General features: G+C 32.8%; 14 protein-coding genes. 10 read left to right on the forward strand and 4 right to left on the reverse strand.

Going from position 1 to position 14,896, the window contains the following annotated elements:
* Position 1: 1 nt before the first annotated feature.
* The 6 genes from nosZ to QZ260_RS01055 all read left to right on the forward strand — a co-directional run bounded on the left by nosZ (position 2) and on the right by QZ260_RS01055 (position 5,875).
* Positions 2-1,972 carry a Sec-dependent nitrous-oxide reductase gene (nosZ, locus tag QZ260_RS01030; protein ID WP_295981762.1) on the forward strand — a complete coding sequence of 657 codons (1,971 nt, stop codon included), beginning with the start codon at positions 2-4 and terminating at the stop codon, positions 1,970-1,972.
* 126 nt (positions 1,973-2,098) lie between these two features.
* Positions 2,099-2,689 (forward strand): hypothetical protein, encoded by a 591-nt coding sequence (locus tag QZ260_RS01035; RefSeq protein WP_295981765.1) that lies wholly within the window; start codon positions 2,099-2,101, stop codon positions 2,687-2,689.
* A 31-nt stretch (positions 2,690-2,720) separates the two neighbouring features.
* Complete coding sequence (locus QZ260_RS01040; RefSeq protein WP_295981767.1) at positions 2,721-3,158, forward strand: nitrous oxide reductase accessory protein NosL; 438 nt, start codon at positions 2,721-2,723, stop codon at positions 3,156-3,158.
* 5 nt (positions 3,159-3,163) lie between these two features.
* Positions 3,164-4,399 carry a nitrous oxide reductase family maturation protein NosD gene (locus tag QZ260_RS01045; RefSeq protein WP_295981770.1) on the forward strand — a complete coding sequence of 412 codons (1,236 nt, stop codon included), beginning with the start codon at positions 3,164-3,166 and terminating at the stop codon, positions 4,397-4,399.
* Complete coding sequence (locus tag QZ260_RS01050) at positions 4,393-5,100, forward strand: ABC transporter ATP-binding protein (protein ID WP_295981773.1); 708 nt, start codon at positions 4,393-4,395, stop codon at positions 5,098-5,100. The genes QZ260_RS01045 and QZ260_RS01050 overlap by 7 nt, the downstream gene beginning before the upstream one ends.
* Positions 5,093-5,875 carry an ABC transporter permease gene (locus QZ260_RS01055; protein WP_295981776.1) on the forward strand — a complete coding sequence of 261 codons (783 nt, stop codon included), beginning with the start codon at positions 5,093-5,095 and terminating at the stop codon, positions 5,873-5,875. Before QZ260_RS01050 ends, QZ260_RS01055 begins: the two co-directional genes overlap by 8 nt.
* A 130-nt stretch (positions 5,876-6,005) precedes the next feature.
* On the opposite strand, the gene ric is transcribed toward QZ260_RS01055, so the two are convergent.
* From ric to QZ260_RS01075, 4 genes are all read right to left on the reverse strand, one after another.
* Complete coding sequence (gene ric, locus QZ260_RS01060) at positions 6,006-6,737, reverse strand: iron-sulfur cluster repair di-iron protein (protein WP_295981778.1); 732 nt, start codon at positions 6,735-6,737, stop codon at positions 6,006-6,008.
* A 52-nt stretch (positions 6,738-6,789) separates the two neighbouring features.
* Positions 6,790-7,224 (reverse strand): Rrf2 family transcriptional regulator, encoded by a 435-nt coding sequence (locus tag QZ260_RS01065; RefSeq protein WP_295981781.1) that lies wholly within the window; start codon positions 7,222-7,224, stop codon positions 6,790-6,792.
* A gap of 68 nt (positions 7,225-7,292) precedes the next feature.
* A complete protein-coding gene (locus tag QZ260_RS01070) occupies positions 7,293-7,640 on the reverse strand; it encodes a hypothetical protein (RefSeq protein WP_295981784.1) in 348 nt (115 codons plus the stop codon).
* Entirely contained in the window at positions 7,640-8,614 is a 975-nt protein-coding gene (locus QZ260_RS01075) for a polyprenyl synthetase family protein (RefSeq protein ID WP_295981786.1), read from the reverse strand. Before QZ260_RS01075 ends, QZ260_RS01070 begins: the two co-directional genes overlap by 1 nt.
* Before the next feature lie 124 nt (positions 8,615-8,738).
* Here QZ260_RS01075 and QZ260_RS01080 point away from each other — a divergent pair, with 124 nt between their 5' ends.
* From QZ260_RS01080 to QZ260_RS01095, 4 genes are all read left to right on the forward strand, one after another.
* Positions 8,739-9,344, forward strand: coding sequence for a TetR/AcrR family transcriptional regulator (locus tag QZ260_RS01080; RefSeq protein ID WP_295981797.1), 606 nt, complete (start codon positions 8,739-8,741; stop codon positions 9,342-9,344).
* 2 nt (positions 9,345-9,346) lie between these two features.
* Positions 9,347-10,690 carry a TolC family protein gene (locus QZ260_RS01085; protein ID WP_295981791.1) on the forward strand — a complete coding sequence of 448 codons (1,344 nt, stop codon included), beginning with the start codon at positions 9,347-9,349 and terminating at the stop codon, positions 10,688-10,690.
* A 12-nt stretch (positions 10,691-10,702) separates the two neighbouring features.
* A complete protein-coding gene (locus QZ260_RS01090; protein WP_295981793.1) occupies positions 10,703-11,872 on the forward strand; it encodes an efflux RND transporter periplasmic adaptor subunit in 1,170 nt (389 codons plus the stop codon).
* 100 nt (positions 11,873-11,972) lie between these two features.
* Positions 11,973-14,896: efflux RND transporter permease subunit (locus tag QZ260_RS01095; RefSeq protein WP_295981795.1), on the forward strand; the 2,924-nt coding region annotated here is incomplete at its 3' end.

Here is a 14,896-nt window from a genome sequence, read left to right on the forward strand (position 1 = left end):
AATGAAAAAAAGACTAACATCAACTATTGCAATTGCAATGATTTTTGCTGCATTTACAAGTTGTAATAACTCAGGCAAAACTAACGGTCAATCTGGTGCCTTATCTAGTAACGTAGCAGAAAAAGTATATGTAGCACCGGGTGAATACGACGAATTCTATGCCTTTATCTCTGGTGGTTATAGCGGTAACTTAACAGTTTACGGTTTACCATCTGGAAGAATGTTTAAGGAAATCCCTGTGTTTTCTCAATTTCCAACCTCTGGGTATGGTTATTCAGAAGAAACAAAACCAATGTTGAATACTTCTCATGGGTTTATACCTTGGGGAGATTCTCACCATCCAGACATTTCGCAAACTGCGGGAGAAATAGATGGTCGTTTCATTTTTATAAATGAAAACAACACACCTAGAATTGCAAAAATTGATCTAAAAACATTTGAAACCACTGAAATTATCGAAGTGCCAAATAGTGCAGGTAACCACAGTTCTTCATTTGTTACTGAAAATACAGAGTATGTAGTTGCAGGTACACGTTTTTCTGTACCAATTCCACAACGCGATATGCCAATAAAAGAATATAAGGGTAATTTTCAAGGGGCCTTATCATTTATTAGTGTAGCACCAGAAACGGGTAATATGGATATAAAATTCCAAGTACTAATGCCTGGTTTCAACTATGATTTATCACACCCTGGACGTGGAAAATCTCACGGATGGTTCTTCTTCACGACTTATAACACGGAAGAAGCAAGTACCTTATTGGAGGTTAACGCATCTCAAAACGATAAAGATTTTATTGCTGCTGTAAACTGGAAAAAAATTGAAGAATACGTAAATAATGGCGGTGGAACTATGATGCCAGCTGATTATGCACATAATGTATATGATGAGCATACACACACAGCAACCTCTACTATGAAAAAAGAAGTACGTGTAGTTAATCCTTCAGAAGTTCCTGGAGCTGTATATTTCTTACCAACACCAAAATCACCTCACGGCTGTGATGTTGATCCTTCTGGAGAGTACATTGTAGGTAATGGTAAATTATCTGCCAACTTAACGGTTCATTCATTTACAAAAATGCTAGCTGCTATTGAAGGTGAAAAGTTTGATGGTGAAGCTTATGGAATTCCAATTTTAAAATTTGAAGATGTTTTAGCAGGTTCAGTAGAGCAACCAGGATTAGGACCTTTACATACCGAGTTTGATGGAAAAGGAAACGCTTACACAACATTCTTTATTTCTTCTGAAGTTGTAAAATGGAAATTAGGTACTTGGGAAGTTATAGATAGAAAACCTACCTATTACTCTGTTGGTCACTTAACCATTCCTGGAGGAAACTCTGGAAAACCTCAAGGTAAATACATGTTTGCCATGAATAAAATCACAAAAGATAGATACTTACCAACTGGTCCAGAAATGGAGCACTCTGCACAATTATATGATATTTCCGGTGATAAAATGGAATTACTTTTAGATTTCCCAACACACGGAGAGCCTCACTATGCTGCAGCCATGCGAGCAGATCTTATAAAGGAACGTTCTCAGAAAATCTACGACTTAGAAGACAACAAGCACCCTTATGCTGCTAAATCTGATGACGACACTAAAGTAGTGAGAAAAGGTAATGAAGTTCATATTTATATGACGACTATTAGAAGTCACTTCTCACCAGATAATATTGAAGGTATTAAATTAGGAGATAAAGTTTATTTCCACGTCACCAATTTAGAACAAGATTTTGATGTACCTCACGGCTTTGCTGTACTTGGACAAAATACATCTGAATTATTAATTATGCCAGGACAAACTAAAACCTCAGTTTGGGAACCAACAAAAGTTGGTGTATGGCCATTCTATTGTACTGATTTCTGTTCTGCATTACACCAAGAAATGCAAGGTTACATAAGAGTATCGGCTGCAAATGCTAACACACCATTAATTTGGTCAATGGGAGAAGACATAGAGTAAACAGTTTTTAAAGCTTAGAGGGATTTTGTTTTAGTGTTTATTTCTCTAACTAAGGCGAGAGTGGACTTTTCGCTCTCGCCTTTATCATTTAATGCTAAAAATATAAAATACCATAGACTTAGAATTATGAAAAAGCAAAATATAATTATGATTGTAGCCGCATTGCTACCTCTAGGATTGTTTCTTTTTCCGCTTTGGAGAATTACTCTAGAAGCACCTCAGTATCCTACACCATTAGCAATGAATATCCATGTAAATGATTTTTCTGATGTTCATCCACACGACATTAAAAACATTAATTTAATGAATCATTATGTGGGTATGCAGTATATTCCCGAGGCTATTCCCGAATTCAAAATTTTTCCAACAGGAATACTAATAACAAGTTTTATAGGCTTGCTTATTGGTTGGAAAGGCAACTATAAATGGTTTTTAGGATGGTTTATACTAATGCTTGTTTTAAGTGCTGCAGGCATGTACGATTTCTATTTATGGGAACATGACTATGGACATAATTTAGACCCCAAAGCCATTATGAAGTTTACCAACAAAGATGGCACTGTTATGGGCTTTCAACCTCCGCTTTTTGGAACTAAAGACATCTTAAACTTTAAAGCACATTCTTATCCACAATTTGGTGCATTATTTTTAGGATTAGGTATTGCTTCAGGATTTTTAGCTTATTTTGTAGGTAAGAAAAATAAATCCACGGCATAGATGTCAAAAAAAACAATAAAACACTAAAACAATGCAAACACCAAAACACTATTCAACTCTTGCATTACTCTTGTTATTTTTAAATTGTAATGTGTCTCCAAAGGCCATAGATTATGGTGGCGATGGCTGTCACTTTTGTAAAATGACCATAGTCGATAAGGTTCATGCTGCAGAAGTAGTTACCAAAAAAGGGAAAGTCTATAAATTCGATGCCACCGAATGCCTGATTAACTTCATGGAAGATTTTGACACTTCTGAAATTGAATTGTACTTGTCTAACAATTACACAGAACCTGAAGCTTTAATTGATGCTACAAAAGCTACGTTTTTAATAAGCGACAATATCCCAAGTCCAATGGGAGCGTTTCTTAGTGCATTTAAAAACAAGACAGATGCTGAGACATTTCAAGCTGAAAAAGGAGGTGATTTGTATACATGGGAAACTTTACTAGTAAAATTTAAAGACTAGTAATCATGAGAAATTTATTCAGTTTTCTAACTGCCATTTTAATGGCTAGCTCCACTATTGCCCAAACTATTGAGGTTTGCAAAACCTGCCCTATTTCGTCTATAAAAGATGCGATAATACAAGCTAAAGATTTTGATACCATTATAGTTAAAAAAGGGACTTATAAAGAACATGATATTCTTGTCAATAAACCATTAACTATTATTGGTGAGAAATACCCAGTAATTGACGGTGAACTAAAAGGTGAAATTATCACCATTATTTCCGATAATGTTACGGTTGATGGCTTATTCATAATTAACGTAGGCACAAGTTATACCGAAGACTATGCAGCCATTAGAGTTCGAAAAAGCAAAAACTTTCTCATTCAGAATTTAGTTTTAGAGAAATTGTTCTTCGGAATTTATATTGAAAAATCAAGAAACGGAAAAGTGTTTCATAATAAAATAATTGGTGATGCTGTGGAAGAATACAATTCAGGCAATGGCATACAGTTGTGGTATAGTAAAAATGTGCAAATAGAACATAATTTTGTACAGCATGTTCGAGATGGTATTTATTTAGAATTTTCTGATGATTGTTTAATTAAAAATAATGTAAGTACACTAAATGTGCGTTACGGATTACACTTTATGTTTTCTAACGACGATACTTATCAAGATAACACGTTCGAAAATAATGGAGCTGGTGTAGCTGTAATGTTTTCAAAACGTATTAAAATGTACAACAATATTTTTAAAGAAAATTGGGGGACGGCCTCTTACGGTATGTTACTTAAAGAAATAAATGACGGCGAAATTGAAGGCAACACTTTTGAAGACAATACCATTGGCATTAATATAGAAGGCTCAAACCGTATCAATTATAAGCAAAATACTTTTATTAATAATGGTTGGGCAGTTAAGGTAAAAGGTGCATGTTACACTAATAAATTTACAGAAAACAACTTTTTGTACAACTCTTTTGATATTGCTTACAATAGCAATGTGAACGACAATGAATTTGATAAAAATTATTGGAGTAATTACACGGGTTACGACCTAGACAAAAACGGCATTGGGGATGTGCCTTACCGACCAGTAAAACTATTTTCATACATTGTAAATCGTACACCAGAAACTATCATTTTATTGCGCAGTATGTTTATAGATATTATTGATTTTTCAGAAAAAGTATCACCTGTATTTACACCAGATGATTTATTGGACAACAACCCACAAATAAAAAAATTAACATGGTAATAATTGAAAATGTACATAAAAAATTTGGAAAGAATCAAGTTTTAAGTGGTGTTGATTTAACCATTTCTGATGGCGGAATTTTTGCAGTTCTAGGACCAAATGGCTCCGGTAAAACCACACTGATAAAATCAATTTTAGGCATGGTAATTCCTAACAAAGGCAATATTACTGTATTAGGAGAAAACATTAAGCAGCATTCAGATTATAGACATAAAATTGATTATTTACCCCAAATTGCCAACTTCCCTAGTAATCTTCGGGTTAAGGAATTAATTAAAATGATTAAAGATTTACGCAAACCTACTCATGAAGATGAACGCTTAATACAACTTTTTAAGCTTGAACCCTTTTTAGATAAAAAACTAGGTAATCTTTCCGGAGGAACTAAACAAAAAGTAAACCTAGTCCTAACCTTTATGTTTGATAGTCCATTAATTATTTTAGATGAACCTACAACAGGATTAGACCCCATTTCTTTGATAAGGTTAAAGGGTTTAATTCAAGCTGAAAAAGCCAAAGGCAAAACCATACTCATTACCTCTCATATTATGAGTTTTGTTGAAGAAGTCTCAGATGAAATTGTATTTATTCTAGAAGGCAAAATCTACTTTAAAGGCTCAATTTCAGAATTAAAAACCAAGACCAATCAACAAGATTTCGAACATGCAATAGCATCAATACTCACAGAAAACCATGCTTAAAATATTAAAATATAGTTTTTACGATTTAATTCGTAGCCGTTGGAGTTACGTGTATTTTTCATTCTATTTATTGCTTGGTAGTGTACTGTTATTTTTAAACAATGACCTTTCCAAAGCAGTTATCACTTTAATGAATGTTATTATTGTTTTAGTCCCATTAATAGGAACCATTTTTGGCGTCATGTACTACTATAATTCTAAAGAATTTACGGAGTTATTACTGGCACAACCTTTAAAACGATCATCCATATTTTTAGGACAATATCTTGGTGTCGCCATTTCTCTGTCCATGAGTTTAATTTTAGGGTTAGGCATTCCGTTTATTTTTTATGGTCTATTTAAATCATCTGCTATTTGGGATTTCTCTTTATTACTTATTACAGGAACATTCCTAACATTAATATTTACAGCACTCGCTTTTAACATAGCCTTATCTAATGAAAATAAAATTAAAGGTTTTGGGTATGCTATCTTGCTTTGGCTATTTCTAGCTATTATCTACGATGGCATTTTTTTAATGTCTCTTATATTATTTGAAGACTATCCGTTAGATAAACTTTCATTAGTTGGCACCATGCTTAATCCCATAGATTTATCACGAACACTTATTCTTTTAAAACTCGATATTTCTGCATTACTTGGTTATACCGGAGCAATTTTTAAACAATTCTTCGGCACTAGTTTTGGTTTAATTGTGTCCTTTATAATGCTAACAGCTTGGGTGATATTACCTGTTTTAAGAATTGTATTCAAATCAAAAAAGAAAGACTTTTAATCTTTTTCTAAATAATAAATACAGTCACCCGATACAATATATTGATAATTAAAAATTCCAGAAAAGTTGCCCTTTCTGGAATTTATAAATCACAAACTAGCAAAACGGTTTAACCCATTCTAGCTATTATTTAAACAAATTGTTGCTCTAGTTTTATGGCCTTAGGGAATAAAATATTATTTTCTAAGTGAATGTGTAAGTGCAAATCTTTTTCAAATTCATCCAACATAGCGAATGTTACTTTATAGGTATTACAAGCATCAGCTGGTGGATTATAGTTGTTGGAGAGATCTGCAATTTGTCTAAAACGTTCGCCTTCATTATCATGTTCTTGCATCATTATCGCAATTGGGCTTTCAACGGTTCCAAACTGTGGCGATTGTACTGCCCCTTGCTCTAATTTAGCATTCACCATTTTTTTAACAAAAGGAAATAGTATTAACTCCTCTTTCTTCATGTGCGCTGCCAACTCGCTGGCCGATGCTGTGAACAGTTCATTTATTTGAAATAATTCTGGATGATTCTCTCCATGAACACTACATAATTTATCTAAAAACTGACGTAAAACTGGAATTTTTGCTTCTACGTAACGGTGGTGTTTTTTTTCAATATAATCAATTAATAAATCTAGCGGCCACGATTTGTAATCTATGGACTGTTCTCCTTTAGCATTTAAAACGCTATCCAACTCATCTAATAAAACGTTGCTATCTAGTCCTTTTTTTTCGCAAGCTTCATTAATTGTTCTATTACCGTTGCAGCAAAAATCAATTTTATATTTTGAAAAAACAGCCGCTGTTCTATAATCTTCGGCTACGAATTGCCCTATTTGTTTTTCTAAATTTTTTTGTAATGTTACCATGACTATTTTATTTATTTCGGATAAATTTATCCTATTTATATTCAAATTTTTTTTAAAGCTTTAAAAATGAAGCTCCTGATTTTATATTCAGTGCTAATTCTTCTAAATTAGTTTCTTCCAACATATGTTTAAGTTCATCTCTAACTCCTTTAAATTTATCATGCACAGGACACGGATGATTCTCATCACATTTCTCCAAGCCTAAACCACATCCACTGTAAATACTATCTCCATCTATAGCATTTACAATTTGGGATAACTTAACGTTACCAATATTTGTTTTATCAATTTCAAAACCACCATAAGCCCCTTTTACAGAGTTTATAATGTTGTGTTTTACTAAGGCTTGTAAAATTTTAGCAGTGAACGCTTGAGGCGAATCAATTTCAGCAGAAATTTCTTTAGGGCTTACACGCTTACCTTCATAAGATTTTGTTGCAATAAAAATTGCAGCTTTAATACCATATTCGCAAGCTTTTGAAAACATTCGGCTAATTTATTTGAGACAAATATATAAAGAATTTTTAAATAGGACAAATTTATCCTACTTAAAAATTAATAGTGCTTTTTAAACCACACTTTTTGCCATTCGCGTTTTAATATTAAAAAGGAGACCTCTTCAGATAATTTAAAGACATCATCACCGTCTAAAGCTTTTACTTGTTTTTCTGGAACATCAATAATATAAAGTAAATTTAAATATTCGGTAAATTTTTCTTGTATGAGTTTATAAACCGTATCATGAAGTATCAGTTTTAAACTTGATGGCAAGACTTCTTCGTGAAAATCTAAATCAATATTAGCTAAAAGAAAATCTTTATTAAGCTGAAGAATTAATTTTCTATACAGATCTAATTGATTGGCTTCTTCAATTAAACTTTCAAACGTATTTGGTAACTGCATCAGACTGTTCTATTCATTAAATTATTACCAAAAGTTTTTAACAAGTGTTTTTTATCTTCTGAAATATTTAATGCTTCTAATCCTGAAAAGGCTTGTTTTGTAAACTCTTCAATAGCTTCTTTTGTGGCTTGAGCTGATCCTGTAGAAACAAAAAACTGTTTCGCCAACTCAATCTTGGTATTAACATTTTCAGGGTTAGATTCAAATAATTGACTTAATTCTAAGCGGTCACTTTCATTTGAAAATTCTAAAGCTTTAAGATATAAATAAGTCTTTTTGTTCTCAATAATATCACCACCAACTTGTTTTCCAAACGTTTTAGGATCTCCAAAAGCATCTAAATAATCATCTTGCAACTGGAATGCAATACCTAAATTTCTACCAAATTCATAGATGTTATTTTGGTCATCCTCTGATGCATGAGCCACAATAGCTCCCATTTTCATGGCAGCACCAACCAAAACTGCTGTCTTGTACTCAATCATTTTTAAATATTCGGGTATAGTAACATCGTTTCTTGTTTCAAAATCCACATCGTACTGCTGGCCCTCACAAACCTCTAAAGCCGTTTTACCGAATAATTTTGCTAGCGATTGAAAGGTCGTGGATTCATAATTTTCAAAAAGCTGGTACGCCATAATTAACATGGCATCACCAGAGAGAATCCCCGTATTTATATCCCATTTTTCATGCACCGTTTTTTCTCCTCGACGCAATGGCGCATCATCCATAATATCATCATGAACTAAAGAAAAGTTATGAAACACTTCAACACTTAGAGCTGCATTTAATGCTTTCTTATAGTCGCCGTTAAAAATATCAGCAGTCATTAAGGTTAAAACTGGCCTTAGTCTTTTTCCTCCTAAACCTAATATATAATCAATGGGTTCGTAAAGACCTTTTGGTTCTTTAAAATTAGAATATTCCTCTAAATATTTTACAAACTCTTCTTGGTATTTTTCTATTGAAAGCATAAAACAAAAATAAAGTAATTCATCATATTAAAAAGTATCAAACTAATTTAAGTGTTAAAAAAAACATAAAACTTTGGAAACTTTTTTTGTTTTTAAAGTTTCCATGAGTATATTTGCCCGAAATATGAGAGAAAATATTATACATAAAGCAGCAGATCTGTTTATAACACTTGGTTTTAAAAGTGTTACTATGGATGATATCGCAAAAGAAATGGGCATATCTAAAAAAACCATTTATGTTCATTTTTCAAACAAAACAAAGCTTGTAGAAGCAGTTACTTTTGGGCTCTTTGAAACTATTTGTGATGGTATTGATGGTATTTGTGATGAGTCAAACAATCCTATTGAAGAATTATATGATATTAAAATGTTTGTAATGCATCATCTAAAGAATGAGAAATCATCACCTCAATTTCAGCTTAAAAAATATTACCCACAAATATATGATGTCTTAAAACAGAAACAGTTTGGAAAGATGCATGAATCGGTAAAAGAGAGCCTTCAAAAAGGCGTTAACACCACACTATTTAGACCCAAAATTAACGTTGATTTTATTTCTAGAATGTATTTTAATGGGATGACAGGGATAAAAGACCACTCTATTTTTCCGCAAGAGACATATACTATGGATTACTTAATGGAAAGCTACCTAGAATATCATTTAAGAGCTATAGTTACTGAAAAAGGACTACAAATATTAAACAAATTTATAACATCAAATCAATCATAAAAATGAAGAACAAACTAATTTTAATTTTTAGTTTATTAGTTTCTATAACGGTCGTTTCTCAAGAAAACAAACAAAGGTTTTCTTTAAAAGAAGCAATAATCTTTGCTTTAGAAAACAATAGGACATCAAAAAATGCTCAACGTGATATCGAGGCAGCTAAACAACAAAAATGGGAAACTACGGCAACTGGTTTACCCCAAATTGATGCTTCAATAGGTTATCAAAACTTTTTAAAACAACAGGTATCATTGATTCCTGCGGAATTTTTTGGCGGTAATCCAGGTGAATTCTCAGAAGTAACCTTCGGTACAAAACAAAGTGTAAATGCTGTTGCTACGTTAAATCAAAAGATTTTTGATGGCTCATATTTAGTTGGTTTACAAGCGGCTAAAGTATTTTTAGAAATCTCTAAAAATGCTAAAGTAAAAACAGACTTAGGAGTTAGAAAATCAGTGATTAATGCCTACGGTAACGTATTACTAGCCGAACAAAGCATTCTTATTCTTGAGAGAAACAAAGCAGTACTTAAAAACAATCTTAATGACTTGACCAAAATTTATGAAAATGGATTAGAAGAAGAAGAAAGCGTCGAGCAATTACAAATCACACTATCTGGTGTTGAAAGCGCTTTAAAAAACACCTTACGTTTAAAAACCTTGGCCTACCAAATGCTTAACATTACTTTAGGGCTTGATGTTTATAATAATACAGTAGTTACCGATAGTCTGGAAAATTTGTCTTTGAAAAACATGTCATTGGATTTAATTGAATCGGATGCTAATGTGGAGAATACGGTTGACTATCTTATTGCTGAAAACAATAAAAAATCAAAAGAACTATTGCTTAAACTCGAAAAAAGCAAGGCACTTCCAACATTAAATACTTTTGTTAATGGAGGCTACCAAGGTTATGATGACAGTTTTAATTTTACCAGTAAAAACCAAAAATGGTTTGGATCCTCACTATTTGGAGTTAGTATGGACATTCCCGTTTTTAGTTCTTTAGGAAGAAGTGCAGCAACGCAACGTGCTAAAATTAATCTTGCTAAATCTGAAGACGATTTTATTGAAACTGAACAACGACTGAAACTTCAAATAGCTTCCTCTAAAAGTGATTATCAGTTCGCCATAGAAGATTATGACAACAAAAAACAAAATTTAAACCTCGCTGAACGTATAGAACAAAAAAATCAAATCAAGTTTTTTGAAGGCATAGTATCAAGTTTTGATTTAAGGCAAGCACAAATACAATTATACAGTTCTCAACAAGAATTCCTTCAAGCGATGCTTGATGTTATTAATAAAAAAGCTGAATTAGAAACCGTATTAAACACTATTAACAACTAAAATCAATCAAACATGAAATATATATATTCACTCATATTAGTAAGCTTTCTTTTATCATCTTGCAAAAACGTTAAGAAAAAATCTGTTGAAGAGATTATTGCTACTAATAATTTAGAGCTTATCAGGAAAAAGAAAACAGAATTAGATGCTTCAGCTCAAGAAATTTTAGTACAATTAAAACAGTTAGAAAAAACAATTAAGATTTTAGATCCTCAAGAAAAAATCCCATTAATAACTACTTTTCATGCTAAAGAATCCATTTTTAATCACTTTGTGGAACTTCAAGGGAATGTAAATACAAATCAGAATCTAGTAATCTACCCTGAATTCTCTGGTGTACTATCTGGTGTTTATGTTAAAGAAGGACAAAAAGTAAGTAAAGGACAAGTATTAGCTAAAATTGACGATGGCGGTTTAAGTCAACAATTATCACAATTAAAAATTCAATCAAATTTAGCAAAAACAACGTTTGAACGTCAAGAACGTTTATGGAATCAAAAAATAGGTAGTGAAATTCAATATTTACAAGCAAAAGCAGCCTATGAGTCACAGCTTGAAGCTACAAAACAATTACAACAACAAATAGGAAAAACAGTTGTTCGTGCACCATTTTCAGGCACTATTGACGATGTTATAACAGACCAAGGTAGTGTTGTTGCACCGGGTCAGTCCCAATTATTTAGAATTGTAAATTTAGATGATATGTACATTGAAACTGATGTTCCTGAACGCTATGTTTCAGATATTATTAAAGGAAAAGAAGTAAACGTAGTTTTTCCTTTTTTAGGTAAAGAAATAAATGCTAAAGTACGTCAAGCGGGTAATTTTATCAATCCTGCAAACAGAACATTTAGGGTAGAAGTTGCTATTCCTAATAAGGATACTGCTATAAAACCTAATCTTACAGCAAAACTTAAAATCAATGATTATACTAATAAAAAAGCCATTTTAATTCCGCAAAGTATTATATCAGAAAATGCAGAAGGACAACAATATGTTTACACCATTACTAATAAGGTTGAAAATAAAGCTAGGGTAAAACGTGAGTTTATTGAAACAGGTAGAACTCAAGGCGACTATATTGAAGTACTATCCGGCATTGTAAATGACGAAGAAATTATTGATGAAGGTGCTCGTAGTGTAAAAGATGGTCAAGAAGTTAAAATTCTTGTAGTTGAATAAACTTGGAATTGCTGAGCAGACATAAATCCAGATTATACTAATTCCGTTTAATAACATTAAAAATCATCTTTTTTAAGAGGATGAAAAAAGACTAAAACCAATGACCAAAAATAAAAAGAATAAAAAAGTAAATAAGGAGTTTGGTTTATCCTCTTGGGCCATCAACAACAAAACAACCATGTATGTGTTGATTGCGCTAATATTATTTCTTGGTGCAAGTGCCTATTTTAGTATGCCAAGAGAAAGCTTTCCAGAGATTAAAGAAACTAAAATCTACATTAGTTCGGTTTACCCTGGAAACACAGCGGAAGATATTGAAAAACTCATTACAGACCCTATTGAAGACAAACTTAAAACGGTTAGTAATGTGGTTGAAATCACCTCAACCTCGCAAGAAGATTACTCCATTGTAATAGTTGAGTTTGATGAAAATATTCCTGTTGAAGCTGCAAAACAAAAAATTAAAGACGAAGTAGATTCGGAAACCTCAGGTGAAGATTGGCCAATATTTAATGGTGCTAAAGTGGAACCAAATGTTTTCGACTTAAGTATGTCTGAAGAAATCCCAATTCTTAATATTAATATCTCTGGAGACTATCCCGTAGATAAACTTAAAGAATTCGGCGAATATCTTGAAGATGAAATTGAAGGGCTTCAAGAAATTAAACAAGTAGATATTCGTGGGGCTCAAGAAAAAGAAGTAGAAGTAGCTGTAGATATTTATAAAATGATGGCTGCTCAAGTCAGTTTTGATGATATTATCAATACCATAAGTAGAGAAAACATGACGATGTCTGCAGGTAATTTAATTACTAGCGGCCAACGCAGAACTATCAGAATTATAGGAGAAATAGAGGACCCTAAAGAATTAGAAAGTTTTGTGGTAAAGTCTGAAAAGAATAACCCTATTTATCTTAAAGACGTTGCCAAAGTAACATTTAAAGACGAAGATAAAACAACTTATGCCCGAGAGTTTGGCGCGCCTGTTGTCATGCTGGATGTAAAAAAACGAGCGGGAAAAAACATGGTAGCTGCTGCAGAACAAATTCAGGTAATTGTTGAAAATGCTATTGAAAATAAATTTCCGCCAGATTTAAAAGTTACCATTGCTAACGATCAGTCTTCAAAAACTATTGGTCAAGTAGATGATTTAGTTAATAACATTATCTTCGGAATTATTCTAGTTGTAACCGTTTTAATGTTCTTCTTAGGATTTAAAAACGCCCTGTTTGTAGGTTTTGCAATACCTATGTCCATGTTTATGTCTCTAATGATATTGAACTTACTGGGTTATACCATGAACACCATGATTCTATTTGGGTTAATTATGGGCCTAGGTATGTTAGTAGATAACGGTATTGTTGTGGTAGAAAATGCCTATAGATTAATGAGTGAAGAAGGCATGAGCCGTATTGAAGCTGCCAAAAAAGGTATTGGCGAAATAGCATTTCCTATCATCATTTCAACAGCAACAACAGTAGCTGCATTTATTCCGTTAGGCCTATGGCCAGGCGTTATGGGACAGTTCATGAAATATTTTCCAATTACTCTATCTGTTGTTTTAGGGTCTTCTTTATTTGTTGCCATATTCTTTAACTCCGTTTTGGTATCTCAGTTTATGACCACTGAAGATAAAGACATGCCTTTAAAAAACATAATTAAAATTTCAGCAATTATTGGAGGTCTCGGTTTGTTAATTCTAATTTTTGGTGGTGCATATAGAGGTTTAGGAACCTTAATGATAGTCAATGTTGGTTTATTATGGATATATAGATTATTCCTAAGAAAATGGGCCAACAGTTTTCAAAACAATATTTTACCTAAATGGGAGCGTTTCTATGAAAAAACCCTTCGTGCTGCTTTAAGTGGAAAAAAACCGGCATTCATTACTATAGGAACCTCTGTTTTATTAATTATAGCATTTGTTGGTTTTGGAGCTTCCGTTGGAAGTCAGCGTACAAAAGTTGAATTCTTTCCAGAAAATAAACCTAATCAGATTATTGCCTATATAGAATACCCAGAGGGAACAGATATTAAGAAAACTAATGCCATTACTAAAGAGATTGAAGAACGTTTTTATAATATCATTAATGAAGACGTTTATAAAAATGGAGATTTTAATTTCTTAACCGAAAGTGCTGTTTCTCAAGTTGGAGAAGGTGCAGGGAATCCACAAACAGATGGTGGCTCCGCTGCAGAAATGCCGCATAGAGGAAAAATTACCGCTAGCATGCGTGAATTTAAATTTAGAAAAGGAGCAGATAGTCAGGAATTGCTTAAAAAGATTCAAGAAGGCCTTAAGGATATTTATCCAGGGGTATCGATTTCCGTTGAAAAGGATGCCGCTGGTCCGCCTACCGGATATCCCATAAATGTTGAATTAGAAGGTGAAGATTATGGAGAGATCATAACGACTGCTGAAAAAATGCGTGATTTTATAAACTCTAAGAATATCCAAGGTATTGATGAATTAAAAATCGACGTGAATAAATCAAAGCCTTCGATGCAGGTTATTGTTGATAGAAAAAAAGCTGGAGAGTTAGGAGTAACCTCGGGTCAGGTTGGACAACAATTACGTAATTCTATTTTTGGTGCAAAAGCAGGTATTTACAAAGAAGACGGCGAAGATTATGATATTTATGTGCGCTTTAATGCAGAAAACAGATATAATACTAGTGCTATTTTCAATCAGAAAATAACCTTTAGAGATATGGCTTCTGGACAGATAAAGGAAATACCTGTTTCTACTGTTGCTAAACAATCTAATAACTCTGGTTTTAGTGCCATAAAACATAAAGATGTTAAGCGTGTTGTTACACTTTACTCCGCTTTAGCTCCAGGTTTTACGGATGCTGGCGCTATTGTATCTAAGATTCGAAATGAGATGCAAGGTTTTACTGAAAAACCAGATGGTGTAAAGATTGATTACACCGGACAGATTGAAGAACAAAATAAACAAATGGCCTTTTTGATGGGTGCCTTTTTTACTGGTTTAGGTTTAATATTCTTCATTTTAATTTTCCA

The sequence above is a fragment of the uncultured Algibacter sp. genome, from assembly GCF_905480415.1.
GTDB lineage: Bacteria > Bacteroidota > Bacteroidia > Flavobacteriales > Flavobacteriaceae > Algibacter_B.

Excerpts from the sequence above, each read along its gene's own strand:
- nosZ (WP_295981762.1), top strand. The coding sequence starts at position 2 with ATGAAAAAAAGACTAACATCAACTATTGCAATTGCAATGATTTTTGCT.
- QZ260_RS01035 (WP_295981765.1), top strand. The coding sequence starts at position 2,099 with ATGAAAAAGCAAAATATAATTATGATTGTAGCCGCATTGCTACCTCTA.
- QZ260_RS01040 (WP_295981767.1), top strand. The coding sequence starts at position 2,721 with ATGCAAACACCAAAACACTATTCAACTCTTGCATTACTCTTGTTATTT.
- QZ260_RS01045 (WP_295981770.1), top strand. The coding sequence starts at position 3,164 with ATGAGAAATTTATTCAGTTTTCTAACTGCCATTTTAATGGCTAGCTCC.
- QZ260_RS01050 (WP_295981773.1), top strand. The coding sequence starts at position 4,393 with ATGGTAATAATTGAAAATGTACATAAAAAATTTGGAAAGAATCAAGTT.
- QZ260_RS01055 (WP_295981776.1), top strand. The coding sequence starts at position 5,093 with ATGCTTAAAATATTAAAATATAGTTTTTACGATTTAATTCGTAGCCGT.
- ric (WP_295981778.1), bottom strand. The coding sequence starts at position 6,737 with ATGGTAACATTACAAAAAAATTTAGAAAAACAAATAGGGCAATTCGTA.
- QZ260_RS01065 (WP_295981781.1), bottom strand. The coding sequence starts at position 7,224 with ATGTTTTCAAAAGCTTGCGAATATGGTATTAAAGCTGCAATTTTTATT.
- QZ260_RS01070 (WP_295981784.1), bottom strand. The coding sequence starts at position 7,640 with ATGCAGTTACCAAATACGTTTGAAAGTTTAATTGAAGAAGCCAATCAA.
- QZ260_RS01075 (WP_295981786.1), bottom strand. The coding sequence starts at position 8,614 with ATGCTTTCAATAGAAAAATACCAAGAAGAGTTTGTAAAATATTTAGAG.
- QZ260_RS01080 (WP_295981797.1), top strand. The coding sequence starts at position 8,739 with ATGAGAGAAAATATTATACATAAAGCAGCAGATCTGTTTATAACACTT.
- QZ260_RS01085 (WP_295981791.1), top strand. The coding sequence starts at position 9,347 with ATGAAGAACAAACTAATTTTAATTTTTAGTTTATTAGTTTCTATAACG.
- QZ260_RS01090 (WP_295981793.1), top strand. The coding sequence starts at position 10,703 with ATGAAATATATATATTCACTCATATTAGTAAGCTTTCTTTTATCATCT.